Origin of the sequence: Lactococcus sp. dk101 (assembly GCF_009601055.1) — a bacterium.
In the GTDB taxonomy this organism is placed as follows: domain Bacteria; phylum Bacillota; class Bacilli; order Lactobacillales; family Streptococcaceae; genus Lactococcus.
The window spans coordinates 63,263-79,233 of the sequence record NZ_WITI01000009.1 but is presented as its reverse complement, the minus strand read 5'-3'; the positions used below and the strand labels follow the sequence as shown (position 1 = coordinate 79,233).

Annotated in this window: 14 protein-coding genes; 8 read left to right on the top strand and 6 right to left on the bottom strand. The window is 32.3% G+C overall.

Annotated elements, in window-relative coordinates:
- The first annotated feature begins 543 nt into the window (after positions 1-543).
- The 7 genes from GHI45_RS07870 to GHI45_RS07840 are packed head-to-tail and all read left to right on the top strand — an operon-like array spanning position 544 to position 6,673.
- The gene (locus GHI45_RS07870; protein WP_147780776.1) at positions 544-2,481 is read left to right on the top strand and encodes a transcription antiterminator; all 1,938 of its coding nucleotides are present in this window, start codon (positions 544-546) and stop codon (positions 2,479-2,481) included.
- A complete protein-coding gene (locus GHI45_RS07865; RefSeq protein ID WP_147780775.1) occupies positions 2,478-2,942 on the top strand; it encodes a PTS sugar transporter subunit IIA in 465 nt (154 codons plus the stop codon). Before GHI45_RS07870 ends, GHI45_RS07865 begins: the two co-directional genes overlap by 4 nt.
- A gap of 40 nt (positions 2,943-2,982) precedes the next feature.
- Positions 2,983-4,314: a PTS galactitol transporter subunit IIC gene (locus GHI45_RS07860; protein WP_147780778.1), complete on the top strand. Its 1,332-nt coding sequence runs from the start codon at positions 2,983-2,985 to the stop codon at positions 4,312-4,314.
- 18 nt (positions 4,315-4,332) lie between these two features.
- A complete protein-coding gene (locus GHI45_RS07855) occupies positions 4,333-4,617 on the top strand; it encodes a PTS sugar transporter subunit IIB (RefSeq protein WP_147780774.1) in 285 nt (94 codons plus the stop codon).
- A gap of 9 nt (positions 4,618-4,626) precedes the next feature.
- Positions 4,627-5,460 carry a class II fructose-bisphosphate aldolase gene (locus tag GHI45_RS07850; RefSeq protein WP_147780773.1) on the top strand — a complete coding sequence of 278 codons (834 nt, stop codon included), beginning with the start codon at positions 4,627-4,629 and terminating at the stop codon, positions 5,458-5,460.
- Positions 5,461-6,171, top strand: coding sequence for a triose-phosphate isomerase (locus GHI45_RS07845; protein WP_147780772.1), 711 nt, complete (start codon positions 5,461-5,463; stop codon positions 6,169-6,171).
- Positions 6,155-6,673 (top strand): YjbQ family protein, encoded by a 519-nt coding sequence (locus GHI45_RS07840; protein WP_147780771.1) that lies wholly within the window; start codon positions 6,155-6,157, stop codon positions 6,671-6,673. Before GHI45_RS07845 ends, GHI45_RS07840 begins: the two co-directional genes overlap by 17 nt.
- 220 nt (positions 6,674-6,893) lie before the next feature.
- On the opposite strand, the gene GHI45_RS07835 is transcribed toward GHI45_RS07840, so the two are convergent.
- The 6 genes from GHI45_RS07835 to GHI45_RS07810 form a co-directional block, all read right to left on the bottom strand.
- A complete protein-coding gene (locus GHI45_RS07835; RefSeq protein ID WP_147780770.1) occupies positions 6,894-7,754 on the bottom strand; it encodes a MurR/RpiR family transcriptional regulator in 861 nt (286 codons plus the stop codon).
- 61 nt (positions 7,755-7,815) lie between these two features.
- Entirely contained in the window at positions 7,816-9,768 is a 1,953-nt protein-coding gene (locus GHI45_RS07830) for a glucose PTS transporter subunit IIA (RefSeq protein WP_147780769.1), read from the bottom strand.
- Positions 9,769-9,797: 29 nt separating this feature from the next.
- Positions 9,798-10,691: an N-acetylmuramic acid 6-phosphate etherase gene (gene murQ, locus GHI45_RS07825; protein ID WP_147780768.1), complete on the bottom strand. Its 894-nt coding sequence runs from the start codon at positions 10,689-10,691 to the stop codon at positions 9,798-9,800.
- Positions 10,692-11,747: a DUF871 domain-containing protein gene (locus GHI45_RS07820; protein WP_147780767.1), complete on the bottom strand. Its 1,056-nt coding sequence runs from the start codon at positions 11,745-11,747 to the stop codon at positions 10,692-10,694. It abuts the gene before it with no gap.
- A 225-nt stretch (positions 11,748-11,972) separates the two neighbouring features.
- A complete protein-coding gene (locus GHI45_RS07815; protein ID WP_147780766.1) occupies positions 11,973-13,109 on the bottom strand; it encodes a polysaccharide pyruvyl transferase family protein in 1,137 nt (378 codons plus the stop codon).
- Between the two features lie 3 nt (positions 13,110-13,112).
- The gene (locus tag GHI45_RS07810; protein ID WP_147780765.1) at positions 13,113-14,135 is read right to left on the bottom strand and encodes a glycosyltransferase family A protein; all 1,023 of its coding nucleotides are present in this window, start codon (positions 14,133-14,135) and stop codon (positions 13,113-13,115) included.
- A gap of 233 nt (positions 14,136-14,368) precedes the next feature.
- Here GHI45_RS07810 and GHI45_RS07805 point away from each other — a divergent pair, with 233 nt between their 5' ends.
- Positions 14,369-15,892: a hypothetical protein gene (locus GHI45_RS07805; protein WP_147780764.1), complete on the top strand. Its 1,524-nt coding sequence runs from the start codon at positions 14,369-14,371 to the stop codon at positions 15,890-15,892.
- Positions 15,893-15,971 lie beyond the last annotated feature (79 nt).

The window sequence follows — 15,971 nt, the reverse complement described above, 5'->3', positions numbered from 1 at the left end:
CTTTAAAATGTTCACTCTCAGGAAGTGATTTCCGGTGATATTTCATCAAGTCTTTTGAAGTTCCAAACTCCCTAGCAAGTTCAGATAATGTGTAATATGTCTTTTCCATTCCCCAGCTCCTTTCGTCTCAGGCGAGCATAGCAAGTGAGGTATCACTTGCTGGTAAATTACCATCCCCCAGTAAAACTATCGTTTCCCAGGGTATGCCCCTATTTTACCATCTTTTGGGGAATCCCCAAACCCCTTTAGTAAAGTATCGTTTTTGTAGATAACGGACTACAGAAACATTAATGATGTTTTTTAAATTGTTTGTTTTCAAAATGTTTACCTTCCTACTCTTACTATCTTTTTCTTTCATTTTACAATAAAATAGATTTATGAAAGCACTTGCGACATAATTTATATTGTGGGGGAGAACACAACGAATTTAGAAAAAAGAATTATTTAGTTTGAGGTATACTTCCACATTAATGTGGAAGTATTTTGATATTTACGAAAAGAATTATTTTAAATATAATTAATAAAAAGGTGGTAACGATTACATTGAATAATATAGATAAATTTATTTTATTAATAATGAATGAGGATGAATATAAGCCATCAGTATACTTTAGCTCAAAGATTGGGGTATCAACAAAAACAATTTTATCCTATGTCAAAAGCAGTAGGGAGAAACTAAGAAATTATGATTGCTATATTGATTCAGCTCCTAGAAAAGGGCTTAAATTAATAGGTCATAAGAACAATTTTGAAAAATTAGAAGAAGAATTGCAAAATAGTTATGAAAATGAGGAATTGTATTCGACACTTTCTAGAAGATCTTATATAATAGAAAATTTATTTTTCTCTAACAACCCAGAAAATAAGATCACGTATTCCGAATTATCAAATATTTTTTTTGTAAGTACTTCCTCAATACGGACAGATTTTGAGTTTATCGAATGTTATTTTAGTAATTTTTTGAGAGATGATTCAACAAAAAATTATTCGGTTATGGATGAAAAAAGTATACAAGAGGGACTAAAAAATATATTTCAGGACAACCCTCAAATATTCAAAAAAATATTTTCTCAAGATGTTGATCGTGAAATATCAGATGTCGTTAATAAATACCTATCAATAATTAGAGATAAAACGATAAAAGAAATGAATTCTTATGTCTCAGATTCTATAAAAATATCACTTTCAATCCTTTTAAAACGGGGGATTTTTGGAAAACACATAGAGTATGACGAATCACTTTTAATTAACAAAATTTATTGGATGCAATACTACGCATTAACAAAAGAATGGTCATGTTCCATAGATAATAGATTTTTAATCAGTGAACAGGATATTAACTTCATTTGTTCGTTATTACTTGCTCATGGAGTTAAAATTTACTCTTCATCAGGTAAGCAAATTAATAAAAAAAGTAATATCGAAATAAAAGAATTCATTAGTAGTATTTCTCAATTATTAGACTGCAACTTGAGAGATGATAGTCGTCTATTTAATAGTCTAGTTTCACACATAGAGCCTATGATTATAAGAATTAGAGCAGGAATCAATTTAAAAAATCCTTTAAAAAAAGAGATATTGAAGCAGTACTCATCGCTCTGTACGCTAATTTCATATCCTTTAGAAAAGCTTCAAAATTCTTTGAATGTCTCTATCAATGCTGATGAATTATCTTTTATCGCACTTCACGTTCAATTAGCGCTAGAACGCAATAGAAAGATAAGGCACTATATTCTAGTTTGCCCAATCGGATTAGGAACGTCACAGCTAGTATTTGAAAAAATAAAGCAAATTATTCCACTTGGTGATGTAATTGAGATATCGGATAAAAAAAAGCTGAAGAAAGTAGACTTGGAAAAGGTAGACATCATTATTTCAACAACAAAACTTGATGATGTAGTTATTCCAGAGAGAACAAGTGTATTGGAAGTTTCTCCACTTCCAACGGATAGTGAAATAGGAAAAATAAACCTCACTATACAGAATAAAATTCAGCATGAAATAAACTTATTATCAGAAAGCAAAATAGATGACTCCTCATCAATACTGCACTATATTAGAAAGGATTTTATATATTTAAATCAATGTTTTAATAATAAAGAAGATGTCATCAATTTTATTTCCAATGAGCTACGGGTAAATGGATTCGTAAAGGATAGTTTTAAAAATTCAGTCAATAATCGTGAAAATATGGGAGCGACTTCAATATATACAGGCGTTGCGATTCCCCATTCAGATCCAGATACGGTTAAGAAATCAATAATAAGTATCATCACACTAAAATCCCCAATCATTTGGGGAAATAATAAAGTAAAACTTATATTTTTACTGGCAATAGCTAAAGAAGATTTAAATGGAGTCAAGAGCATTGTATCATCTTTATATTCGACGTTTGTAAATAAAGAGACTATAAAAAAAATAACTTCGTTTAAACAAAAAGAAGAAGTAATAAAACAGTTAGAAAGCATGAGGAAAAAATGACAAATAAGTATTTTTCGAACAAAATTGTATTTTTTGATTACGATGCAGAAAATAAAGAAGAAATATTCAATACACTTACTAAAGAATTATTAAAACGAAATTTAGTCAAAGAAAATTATTATGAAAAAATAGTAGAGAGAGAGGAAAAATTTCCAACAGGATTACAAATTAACAAATTAGGAATAGCTATTCCTCACAGCGATTCTGAATTTGTAAATCGTTCACAGATTGCATTTATGCGACTTAAGCAGCCTATTGAATTTTATGAGATGGGTTCAAATAAAGATATTATAAATATTAATATGATATTTTTATTAGCCTTAAAAGATGGCCACGAGCATCCCAAAATGTTGCAATCTTTAATAGAAATGTTCCAGAAAGAGGAGGTAATGGATGAGCTAAAGCGTGTTAGTGATGCAAATGAATTTGTTGAAATTATGACTCTAAATAATATATATTGAGTTATAAAAATATTTTCTTTTTTAGAAAGGATTGAACATGATATTAGATGCTATTCAATGGTTTGTAGGACTGGGCTCTACAGTTGTACTGCCAATATTGATTTTTATTTTTGGACTTCTATTAGGTACGAAACCTGGTAAAGCATTCACATCGGCTTTAACAGTTGGGATAGGGTTTGTAGGAGTAAATCTAGTCATTACTCTACTTACTTCTAGTTTAGGGCCAGCAGCTCAGATGATGGTGAAAAGATTTGGGCTTAATCTATCTGTAATAGATGTTGGATGGCCAGCGGCTTCTGCAATTTCGTATGGAACTGCACTTGGGTCTCTTGCAATACCAATTGCTATAATTGTGAATGTTTTGTTACTTCTTCTTGGACTAACTAAAACATTAGATGTTGATGTTTGGAATATGTGGCATGCTGCTTTTATAGCATCATTAACATATGCAGTTACTAATAGTTTTGCTTTAGGAATTGTGGCTACAGTAGTATATACGATGATGATTTTATTTTTTGGTGATGTCATTGGACCTAAAGTTACTAAATTTTATGGATTTCCAGGAATTACATTTCCTCATGGAACGTCCGCACCAGGGTTCTTTATCGCAATTCCTTTTAATTGGCTTTTTGACAGAATTCCTTGGTTTAACAAGCTCGATGCATCTCCAGAAGCAATACAAAAAAAGTTTGGAGTATTCGGTGATACAACCGTTATGGGATTTTTAATCGGGTTAATCATAGGTGTTTTATCTGGTCAAGACTTTACTAAAGTAGCTCAGTTATCTATTGAAACAGCTGCCGTTATGGTTATTCTCCCAAGAATGGTTTCATTGTTGATGGAAGGGTTAATCCCAATTTCAGAAGCTGCTCAAGAATTTGTTTCTAAAAAATTTCCTGGAAGAAAGTTGTTCATAGGAATGGATTCAGCATTGTCAGTAGGACATCCTGCAGTAATGGCAACATCATTGTTAATGGTCCCTATTACTATCATATTGGCTGTGATTTTACCAGGAAATATGACACTTCCTTTTGGTGATCTTGCTACAATTCCATTCCTTGTTTGTCTTATGGTAGCCGTATTCAATGGTAATATTATTCGCTCTATTGTGGCAGGAACTATTTATATGGCGAGCATTTTATATGTTACATCATGGGTATCACCACTGGTGACTTCCGCTGCAAAAGCTGCAAATTTTGATCTTAGCGGCAATTCTCAAATTACTGCATTGGCAGAAGGGGGATTATGGACGACATTCATGTATATTGGCGGAGTAAAACTAATTGGCTGGGGAATATTTGCTATAGTAGGTGTTTTGACTCTTGCTGGAATGATTTATTATAGAAATCCGAAAAAAGATATTGAAGAATAAATGAAGGAGAATTGAATTATGAAAAAAATATTAGTAATGTGTGGCACTGGAGTTGCTACCTCTACTGTAGTTATGTCAAAATTAAAAAATTGGTTAAGTGAAAAAAATTTATCTGACAAGGTACGCTTATACCAATCCAAAATTTCTGATGAAATGAATAAAATTGATGATTATGATATTGTAATTTCCACTACAGTTGTTCCTGATTCAATAAAAGATAAAGTTATTATGGGACTTCCACTGCTAACGGGAATAGGTATTGATGCAATGTTTAATACGATTGAAACTCAAATTCTCGAATAAGGAGAAAAAATGCTAACTAATTCTATAGAACTTTTAAAAGACGCTAGGAAAAATAAATACGCTATTCCTGCACCAAATTTTTTTGACATTGATTCAGCACGGTCATATATTAGTGTGGCAGAAAAAGTAAAGCAACCAATTATTTTATCTTTTGCAGAAGCTCATAGCAGGATACTCCCACTTGAAGAAGCTGCATTGATCGGAAAATATTTTGCAAAAAAATCCAGTGTTCCAGTTGTTTTACATCTCGATCATGGGGAGCATGAGGAATTTTTAGAAAGAGCAATTGAATTAGGGTTTTCTTCGATAATGATGGATGCTTCATATGACAATTTTGAAGAAAATATTAAGAGAACACAAAAAATGGCGAACTATGCTCATGCTCACGGCATATCTATTGAAGCTGAAATAGGACATGTCGCATCCAGTGAAAGAATTGATTTTGAAGATACTACAGACAATATTTATACTTCCCCTAATTCAGCAATTGAGTTTGTAGAAAGAACGCAAGTAGATTCATTAGCAGTATCTATAGGAACGTCACATGGAAATTATAAAGGAAAACCTAATATTGATTTTCAACTGTTAAAAGAAATAAGTAATTCAGTAAGCATTCCTCTTGTGTTGCATGGGGGGTCATCAACGGGTGAGGAAAACTTAAGAACGTGCATATCTAATGGAATCAACAAAATTAATATTTTTACAGATTTTTGTAATGCTATAACGTCTGTGATAGACAGTAAAAATGGTCTTAAATTTTTTGATATGAAAATGGAAAGTAATAAGGCTATGGAAGATGTTTTGGAGCAATTTTATAATGTTTGCCAGACGGGAAGAAATTAAATGAAAAAATATAAATTAAAATCCCCATTTCTTGTGGTTAATCCAAAATCTTACTTGTATGGAGAAGAAGCATTAAAGTTAGCTAAGATATGTGACTTGTTATCAGAAAAATATGGAATTGATGTGATATTTACTGCTCAACATGTTGATATTAAAAATATAGCATCCTCAACTAAAAATATTATAGTTACTGCTCAGCATATGGATGGTCACTCCATTGGGAGAGGTATGGGAAAAATTTTAGGAGAAGGATTAGTAGAAGCAGGAGCTAAGGCTACATTTTTAAATCATGCAGAGCACCCAATGACATTGTCAGAGTTAACGGAAAGTATTAATAAAGCAAATGAATTGGGAATCATCACGATTGTTTGTGCTAACTCTATAAAGGAAGCCCGAATTATCGCCCATTATGAACCTGATGTTATTGTTTGCGAACCTAATGAATTAATTGGAACAGGAAATACTTCAAGCTTCGAGTATATGAGCAAAACTAATAATGAAATACATGCTATCAATAAAGAAATAAAAGTCCTACAAGCAGCAGGAATTTCAAGTGGAGAAGATGTATATTCTGCACTAAAATCTGGAGCAGATGCTTCAGGAGGAACGTCCGGGATTGTTTGTTCTGAAAATCCTGAACTTGTTATAAAGGATATGATGGAATGGATGGAAAAATGGAAAAAGGAGATGAATTTTGGCGACGTTTATTAAAAAAATCAAGGTAACTACAAGCTCATCAAAGGTTTCCTATCATGATATTCAAAAAGAAGTAATTGATGCTGTTCAAGAATCTAAGATAAATAATGGAATGTGTTTAGTTCAGACTCCTCATACGACATGTTCCGTAATTTTCGAAGAGTTCGTTCATGATACGGATTTTAATGGAGATGAATTTTTACAAGTTGATTTAAACAGAATACTTGATCGAATCATACCTAGAGAACTAAGCGAAAATACAAATTATAGATATCCAGGTCCCAAGCATGTAGAATTTCTTCACAGTATACAAGATAATCCCCAATATAAAGGTGACGAGTCTACAATACTCAACGGTGATGCACACATTAAAGCCTCTTTATTTGGAGCAAGTGTGAGTATCATTATAGAAAATGGTGAAATCCTTACAGGAGATGTTGGAAAGATATATTTTGTAGATTGGGATCAAAATAGAGAAAGAGTACGTCAGTGTATTATTATGATTATGGGAGAATAATCCATAATTGACATGAGGAGCTTTATCTAATAAAGCATCGAAAGGTTGAAGATAGCTTCTATTTCTTTGGCTTTTTTCACTAAAATATATGTATAAAAAATTTGCAACAGAATCCTAATAATAAAGCTTTTCATAAAAACTCCCTAATAAAAACAGGCATTAATTGTTGCCTGTTTTTATTAGGGAGCACTTAGTAGAACTAAAGAACTTTGTAATAGGATTATTTTTTACTATTTTCTTTCAGCTTACTTATAGTAATAGCAGTACTTTCGATATTTTCATAACTTTCTTTGAAATTATTAGAAACATACATATAAAATAATATGTCAACTACATACAGCTGAGACATTAAGCTCATTGTTGCTGCAGTTCTCATTTTATAGTCTTCTCCAGATTTTGAAGATAAAACAATTTTAGACTGTTTTGCTAAGCTAGATTCTTCTTTCGTTGTTATAACGATTACAGGTATAGATAAAGAATTAGCTATTTTAGCTAACTCGATGCTTTCATCAGTTTCACCTCGAGCAGAAATAACAATAAAAGCTGCTTTTTTGTTGTAAACTGCCATTGATGAGGCAATTAAATGAACATCTTTATGACTAACAATTTGTTTACCTATTCTATTGAATTTTTGATAAATATCTTCCGCAACTATTGATGAAGCTCCAATTCCAAAAACAAATATTAATTCGGCACGTTCTATCTCTTTGTTAGCATTAATTAAAGCAGAGTCTCTCAAATCTGAGTTAGTTACCTCTACCATGTGATTAATACGGATTTTTAGTTTGTTTTTTATGGAATTTGGTGTTTCTGAGTCATTGACTTCCTCGTAGTATCCATTATCTTCCTGCCTCAATTCATAAGTAGCACTTAGTTTCTGTTTTAGTTGAGCAAATCCAGAAAATCCTAGTTGTCTAGAATATCTTACTAGAGACGCAGAGGAAATATGAAGATCATCGGAGACTTCCTGTGAACTTTTTTCAAGAATTGACTTACCGCTTTCAAAAATATAATCAGAAATTTTCTTTTCACCAGCAGTAAGATCTGAATAGTTTTGTTTGATAAACAATAATGTATCCATTTATTCTCCTATCTATTTATTTGATTATAACAAAAAAAGGTTGGGAAAGCCCAACCTTTTTTTACGCCCTAATAGCTATTAGATCATCTCCCACGCTTACTTCTTGATTTGAAATAATACTTAAATCCTGATAAATCATTGAATTCGTGATCACAACAGGGGTGATTACTGAATAGCCTTCTTTTTTGACTTTATCAATATCTACCGTAATCAGAAGTTCTCCTTTTGTAACATTATCATTCTGTTTAACATGTGCTTCAAATCCTTCTCCGTTTAGAGAAACAGTATCCAATCCGATATGTATTAAGACTTCAACACCATCTTTGCTTGTTAAACCAATTGCATGATTTGTTGGGAAAATAGATGTAACAGTACCATCTACAGGAGAATAGATTTTTCCATCAGAAGGTTCGATTGCGATTCCTTTACCCATCATTCCACTAGAAAATACTTCATCATTGATAGAAGACAATTTCATTATTTTTCCTTTGATAGGAGATTGAATAATTGATGTGTCAAAGGCTGGTTTTGTTTCTACTTTTTCCACGACTTGGATAGTTTCAATCGGAGCATCTACATCATAGTTATTGGCTTTTTCTTTAGCATCAGCTGGAATTCCAAAGAAGTATGTTGCAATAAATCCTCCAATATAACCACCAAGCAAGCCAAGAACATAAACCCACCAGCGATTTCCCGCAATCAGTGGGATAAGCGCAACTCCAGAAGGGCCAATTGCTATAGATCCTGCATTACCCAGTCCTCCAATTATTGCACCACCGATACCACCACCGATACATGCAGTTACAAAAGGACGTCCCATTGGAAGAGTAACTCCATAAATGAGAGGCTCCCCTATTCCTAAAATACCAACGGGAAGAGCACCTTTAATGCGTCCGACTAATTCTTTATCTTTTCGTAATCTAACCCACAATGCAGCAGCGGCTCCGACTTGACCGGCTCCTGCCATAGCTAGAATAGGAAGTAATCTTGTAGATCCTGTTTTTGAGATCATTTCCAGATGAATTGGGGTTAAAATCTGATGTAGGCCAAACATAACCATTGGTAAAAATAGCAAACCTAGAACAAAACCTGAGAATGCACCACCGACATTCAAAACAAAGTTTATTCCTCCAACCAAGCTTGATGAGATAACTCCTGCAATAGGCATTATAAAGAATATTTCTACAACTCCTATAACAAGCAATGCTATAGTAGGTGTAACTATAATGTCAATTGAATCAGGTATGACTTTTCTTAATTGCTTTTCAAATAATGAAAGGAGCCATACCGCAAAAATTACACCAATGATTCCTCCTTGACCAGCGGCTAAGTTGCTACCATCAAATATATTTTTAAGTGGTTGCTCAACATTCATCCCAAGAAGCAGAGAAATTGCACCAACTACTCCCCCTAAAGATGGCGTAGCACCAAATTCTTGAGCAGAATTAATACCAACATATATGGCTAAGTAACTAAATATTCCGTTTTGAATTATTTTAAGCACTGTAACGAATTGAGCCCAGGTAGCTGCATCAATTGTTCCAGCTGTGATCAGATTCCCAAGAATAGATGCCAAGCCACCTATTAACCCAGCTCCTACGAAAGCTGGAATCAGAGGAACAAAAATCTTTGAAATACTACCTAAAACAGATTTAAATTTCGATGGTTTATTGTACTTATTCTTCGCATCAGATTTCGTTTTAGCCATTAAATCTTCCATAGACTGTCCAGTAGTATTTGGGAAATTTTCACCCAATTTCACTCCAACAGAATCCACCATCTGTTGGGCGACTTTATTGACAGTACCAGGCCCTATGACAACCTGTAAGGTTTCATCCTCAACAACGCCAAGTACCCCATTAATAGACTTCAAGCCACTAATATTCACTTTTGAATAGTCAATTATTGTCATCCGGACTCTTGTCATACAATGTACAAGTTTTCTAACGTTTGCAGGTCCTCCAACATTTTCGAAAATTTCTCGTGCTATGCGAGTTATTTTTTCATCTGCCATTTTTTCTCCTTTAAACACTTTTTTATTTTTTAATTCAAGGTATTTTTAACAAACCCATTTGCTTTCTTTAACTTTTTGGCACCGTCTACTGCATTGCAATTAGTTAGAATCATAACAATAGCTAATTTTACATCCATGTCCGATTCTAAGAATTTCTGTTCAGCAACTTCATAGTTACAATCGGTTGCTTGCATTATGATTCTCTTACTCCTTTCTACCAGTTTGGCATTTGAAGGTTTAAGATCGACCATTAAATTATTGTAAACTTTACCAATCCCCACCATTGAAATTGTTGAAATCATGTTTAGAATTAATTTTTGGGCTGTTCCAGCCTTCAGTCTCGTAGATCCTGTTAAGAATTCTGGACCGCAATCAACTTCGATAGGGTAATTAGCATATTTTGATATTTCAGAACCTAAATTGCATGAAATACTTGCTGTTTCAGCACCGATACTATTGGCATACTCTAGGCCTCCAATAACATAAGGTGTACGACCACTTGCAGCAATTCCAATAACTATATCATTTGAATTTAAGTTAATATTTTTTAAATCATCCTTACCTAGTTCGATACTGTCTTCTGCTCCTTCGACTGCCTCGACCATTGCACTAGCACCTCCTGCAATCAATCCTACAACCTGTGTACTAGGAACACCAAATGTTGGAACGCACTCAGCTGCATCCAAGATACCGAGTCGTCCACTTGTTCCAGCACCCATATATATCAATCTACCATTGTTATTAAAAGCATTAATAGCTTTTTCGATAACTGGTTGAATGGATTTCAAACTAGAATTAATGCTTTCAGCAACTTTTTTATCTTCTGAATTCATTTTAATTAGAGCTTCTGATATACTCATTTGATCTAAATTAAATGTATCTTTATTTCGTTCTTCTGTTGTTAAATTTGATAGATTAATCATTTATCTTTCCTCTTTCTTTATTTTAAACTTTTGTCCTGGACCAATTAAGTTAATGAGAGGTAAATCTTCTTTAATAACTTTACCAACTACATTGACTTTTTCATCCCCAGATAAAGAGTTAATAATAATTTGAATTTCTCCCATATATCTTCCATATTTATTATTATCAATAGTTATGGAACCTTTTTCTCTATCAATAGTATTTTCTGGAATTATATTAGGTATTTTTTTAAACCTGGCTTCAGCACTTCTAATTGCATCTCTACCTGGATCTTCTCTGTTGATATGTAGGCTTTCTAACAACTCAAAATCTTTTGTTTCCGGAGTTGCCCGAACAGAAATTATGTCGTTGTTTATGTACTCACTTATATCTATAAGTGTCTCATCATCTATTCCTTCATCTCCAATGTAAATACTATCGACTCCTAATTTTGTTAAGTCTATAAATGCAACAAAAGGAGAAAGCATTCTATGTTCTTCAAGTGTCGGTAGTCCTTTATAAAGTGGTATCCTAAGGTTGATATTACCAGGAATAAATGCCATAACTTTAAAATTATTTTCTTTTAAAAAATAATTTTTTTCAATAAATAATTTTCGATCTAGACCGGTGTTAGGCCTAGGATAGTAATTATGCCAAGCCTCTAACATATCAAAATTCGCATTGTATAACTTTAGTTCATGAATATCATTAGAGGTAATAGTGCTCGCATTAATACCTATTTTCAAAAAATGGCTAGCTTTTGCAATTATTTCATTGTTAATGTGGTAATCCATACGTAGTCCGGTTACCCCAATTTCAATTAGTTCTTCTAATCGCTCAAATGAAAAGCCTGCCTTATCTAGAGCATCTCCAGAAATATCTACCATTAAATCCATATTATTTTTTTTGGCTTCATTTCCCAAATCAAGAAGTCTATCTTTATATAGATTAATATCATTTTCAGGGATATGCATTGATGTAAATATTCCATTTAGACCTCGATGATTAGCTTTTGAAATATAATCTTTTGTATCATCACTCAAATCGTCGTTCATATAAATTGAAATACCAAACATAGACTACCTCCGTTGCTTTTTGGTAACGCATTCATTATACAACACTAGGAAATAAAATTCAAGTATATAATTAAAAAAACTTTTTTTGTGAAATTTTTTTTCTTTTTTTGTGCACGTACTATATACACTTTTATAAGCTCTAGTTATGAGCTTGCTGAATCTGAATAGAATCAACTATATCAAATAGAGCTCATAACTTATAAGTTATGAGCCCTTTTGGTTGTATTATTTATTCTGATTAAGTTTATTAATAGCGTTTATAAGTGGATCGTACAGGTTCGCGGAATCAAAAGTAGGAACATCACCATCAATAATTTCCTCAATTTCAGTCATAATGTTTTCTAGATTTAAATTGCTTCCTATATTAATAAAACGAATATTTTTATAATCACTAAGCCAATCTAGATATGTCATTTTTATTTTTGAATTAAAGTTATCAAAAACAATACAGGGAGTTCCCGTTATTATAGCAAAAATCATACCATGTAACCGATCTGTTATTACTAATCTCGATGACAGATATTCATCCCATATTTTTTTCAATTCTTTATCTCGATCCTTATTGTAGATAAAATAGGGAACTTCAGTATCAGCCAGATTGATTTTTTTATAACGTTCTTTAACAAGTTGAATCAGTTTTTTTTCTTGATTCACATCGAGTACTTTTTCAGAATCTTTTCTCATACAAAAGAGAATCCCCTCTCTTTTATCATCACTTTTAACTCTAGGCAAGCTCAAGACAATATCTGGTGTATATAGTGTTTTGTTTTTTGGAAATAGCTTATTAGCCAAGTTATAACTTTTAGATTCCCTAGTTACTATTATAAAATCTTTTGATCTATTTGAATAAATTTTTTGAGATAGATGAACACTATAATTATTATAAGACATATCTTTGTATGTAATAGATTGTGGAAATTGAATAATTGGAATATCTCGGAAATATCTTAACACTTTACGACGAATATTTTCCTCAGTAACATATATATCTCCTATGTTCCCCCCACCTTGAAAAAAGATGATATCTTTTTTTGTAACTACTTTGTGTAATGCATATAGCTTCTGATTGATTTCATTAATCTGTACTTCTATTATTTCTCTATTTGGGAAATTATTTGTTAAAAAATCTACTTGTGCTTTCGCTATTGCCTGATCGCCCAAATTTCCAAAATGAGGTGTTCCTATTAAGATAAATTTTTCCTTTTCTCTTAATTCTTTCGGATATTCATGATTCGATTTTAATGTAGCTTTGAATCTTTTTAATAAATTGGGGGAAGATTGATAATTAGAGCGTATATTATTTCTTAATTTTTTTAAGCGAATAGGTGTAGCATTGGATATTTTTCTTTTTAAGTCAATCATATATTATTTCTTCCTAATCTTATTTAACTTTTGATAACAAAATATAAGGAAAAATATGAAATTTACCCTTTTATTATAAAGACTTGATAATAATAAATTATCTGATTTAGATAACGAAAGATTATTTCTTTGACTATAGTACTGTAAAAAATCTTCATCATTTGAAAGCTCAATAAAGAAATTTTTCAATTTATTTGAGTTTTGAGAGAGTTTTATATTTTTGGAACGTATGATACTGTCTAGAACTGGAAATATGCTCCAAAACAAAAAAACATTAGGTTCACTTTGACATCCCCATTTAGCGATGTATTTTTTTAAAACATTTGTTACTCTTCTTATTGATGAAAATGAAGCAGGATTAAATGTCTGAGTCATACTAAATTCATTTTTTCTGTAATAGTAACACTTCTGATCTAAATAAACTATTTTCTTAGCATTAGTGACTATTGGCAAGACTTGTAACAAATCTTCCCCTAGAGTAATACTACTAAAATCATGATAATCAGCTTCTTTGTCAACTAGTTCCATTTTTATGACTTTATTCCAAATATTATTAAAGGAAGTCCCATTATAAATAAGAGAATAAATGTCTTTCTTCTTCTCTCCTTCAAAAATTTCCATATTAGAAAAAGGATAATTGTAAATAGAATTTTTATTTTCAAATTCAGATATAGCGTCAAAAAATAATACATCACATTGAGTTGTGTCTATACATTTTTTTATTTTCTCAAGGGAGTTAGGCATGAGAATATCATCGGAATCAATAGATAATATATATGAACCGCTAGCTATTTTCAAGCCCTCTCTTCTTGCAAGTAGTAGCCCTTTGTTTTCTTGATTTATTATTTTTATTTTGTCTGGATATTTTTCTTTAAATCCCTCACAAACAGTTTCACTACCATCTGTTGAGCCGTCATTTATAATAATCAGTTCAAAATCTTTATAATTTTGGCTAAGAATTGATTCTAAGCTCTCCCTAATATAATCATATACGTTATAAACAGGCATAATAATTGAAAAATACAATTAAATTCTTCTTTCTTTAAAAACTTTTATATTATATAATCTATATTGTACTCTAAAATGATAGTAATTAAAAGAAAGAACTTGAATACGATTATGTTGAACATAAAAAATAAGTGAACTATAAATTAGTTTAAGTCTTCTTAATAAGCTAAAGAGCACCTAAATATATCAACCTTAAAACTTAGCCAAACTTAACTTTGCTTTAATTGAAAATTGGAAAGTAAACATTAAATATGAATAAAACCTCAACAAATAAAAGCTTGGTTATCAACCTTGTGTCGGCATTGGTTGTTTTTGCAATCAATTTGCTGATTAGCTTTCTTCTGACACCTTACATTGTTAAAACGTTAGGTGGTGATGCCAATGCCTTTGTCACGATGGCAAATACTTTTGTATCCTACATCACTATTATCACAGTAGCGCTCAATTCGATGGCTTCACGCTTCATTACGATTGCACTGGTCAATGGAAATAAACAAGAAGCTGATGAATTTTACTCATCAACTTTTGCAGGAAATGTTGCCTTGATGGGAATTTTGACAATTCCAGTTACCTTAGGGATTGTCTTTCTGGATAAATTTTTGAAAATATCTCCTGATTTGGTCATGCCCGTCAAGCTTTTATTTATGTTTGTGTTCATCAGCTTTTTCATCTCGACAGTCATGCCTGTCTGGAATGTCGCTGCTTTTGCGACCAACAGAGTGTATCTGCAATCTATCGGAAATATGATTTCGAATGGAACGCGGGCTCTGGTCATTGTACTCTTGTTTGCTTGTTTCCCTACCAAGCTTTGGTATGTTGGACTTGCCGGAGTTGTATCAATGGTGGCACTACAGATTTGGCAATTTAGTTATAAGCGGCGCATTCTTAAAGACTTGAGAGTGAAGGTTAAAAACATTCATTTTTCAAGAATAAAAGAACTACTTGCAACAGGAATTTGGAATTCAGTTAACCAACTCGGTGTTTTACTGTTTGGTGGATTGGATTTGATTTTGGCAAATGCTTTTGCGACAGAATGGATGAAAATCATTGCTGTTGCACAAGTTGTCCCTAACTTTTTGGGCTCATTGCAAGGAACAATCACAAGTGTTTTCACACCGAACATGACAATCATGTATGCCAAAAGGAAGATTGATGCGTTGAAACAAGAATTTTTTAAAGCAGGAAAAATCAATATCGCCCTTCTCGGCATTCCATTTGCGATTCTTTTAACATTTGGACTCGATTTCTTTGCGCTTTGGATGCCTAAAATGGATTCTACCCATCTCCAAGTTTTGTCCATTCTGTATTCACTGAATTACGCAGTGGTTGTAGGAACAGCACCATTGTGGAATTCGTTCATCATTGTCAACAAGACAAAAGCAAATTCGAATTCGGTCATCATTAGCGGTGTGATAAGTGTAGCAGCAACTATTGTTGCACTCGAATATACACATTCTTTAGGTGCCGCAATCGCCATTTGTGGTATCAGTTCAATCATTAGTATTTTGAGAAATGTCGTATTTGTTATTCCAGTATCAGCAAAATATCTCGGTTTAAAGTGGACAACATTTTTCCCTCTTTTGGGATATACCTTGTTAAACTTTGGGGTAGATATTTTGATAGGTTTAATTATCAGACACTTTATTCCTGTTCATAGCTGGTTAACACTAGCTTTTGCAGCCATATTATTGATGATTTTCAGCTTAGGTTTTGGTCTGTTTGGTATTCTTAACAAGTCAGAACGTGCGTTTGTTCTCAGGATATTTATAAAATAAAAAGGTAAAAGTAAAACTAGTTTATCTACTCTACTAAACTTCTTTTTAAATAGAATAAGTTCACGTATATAATGTTGCT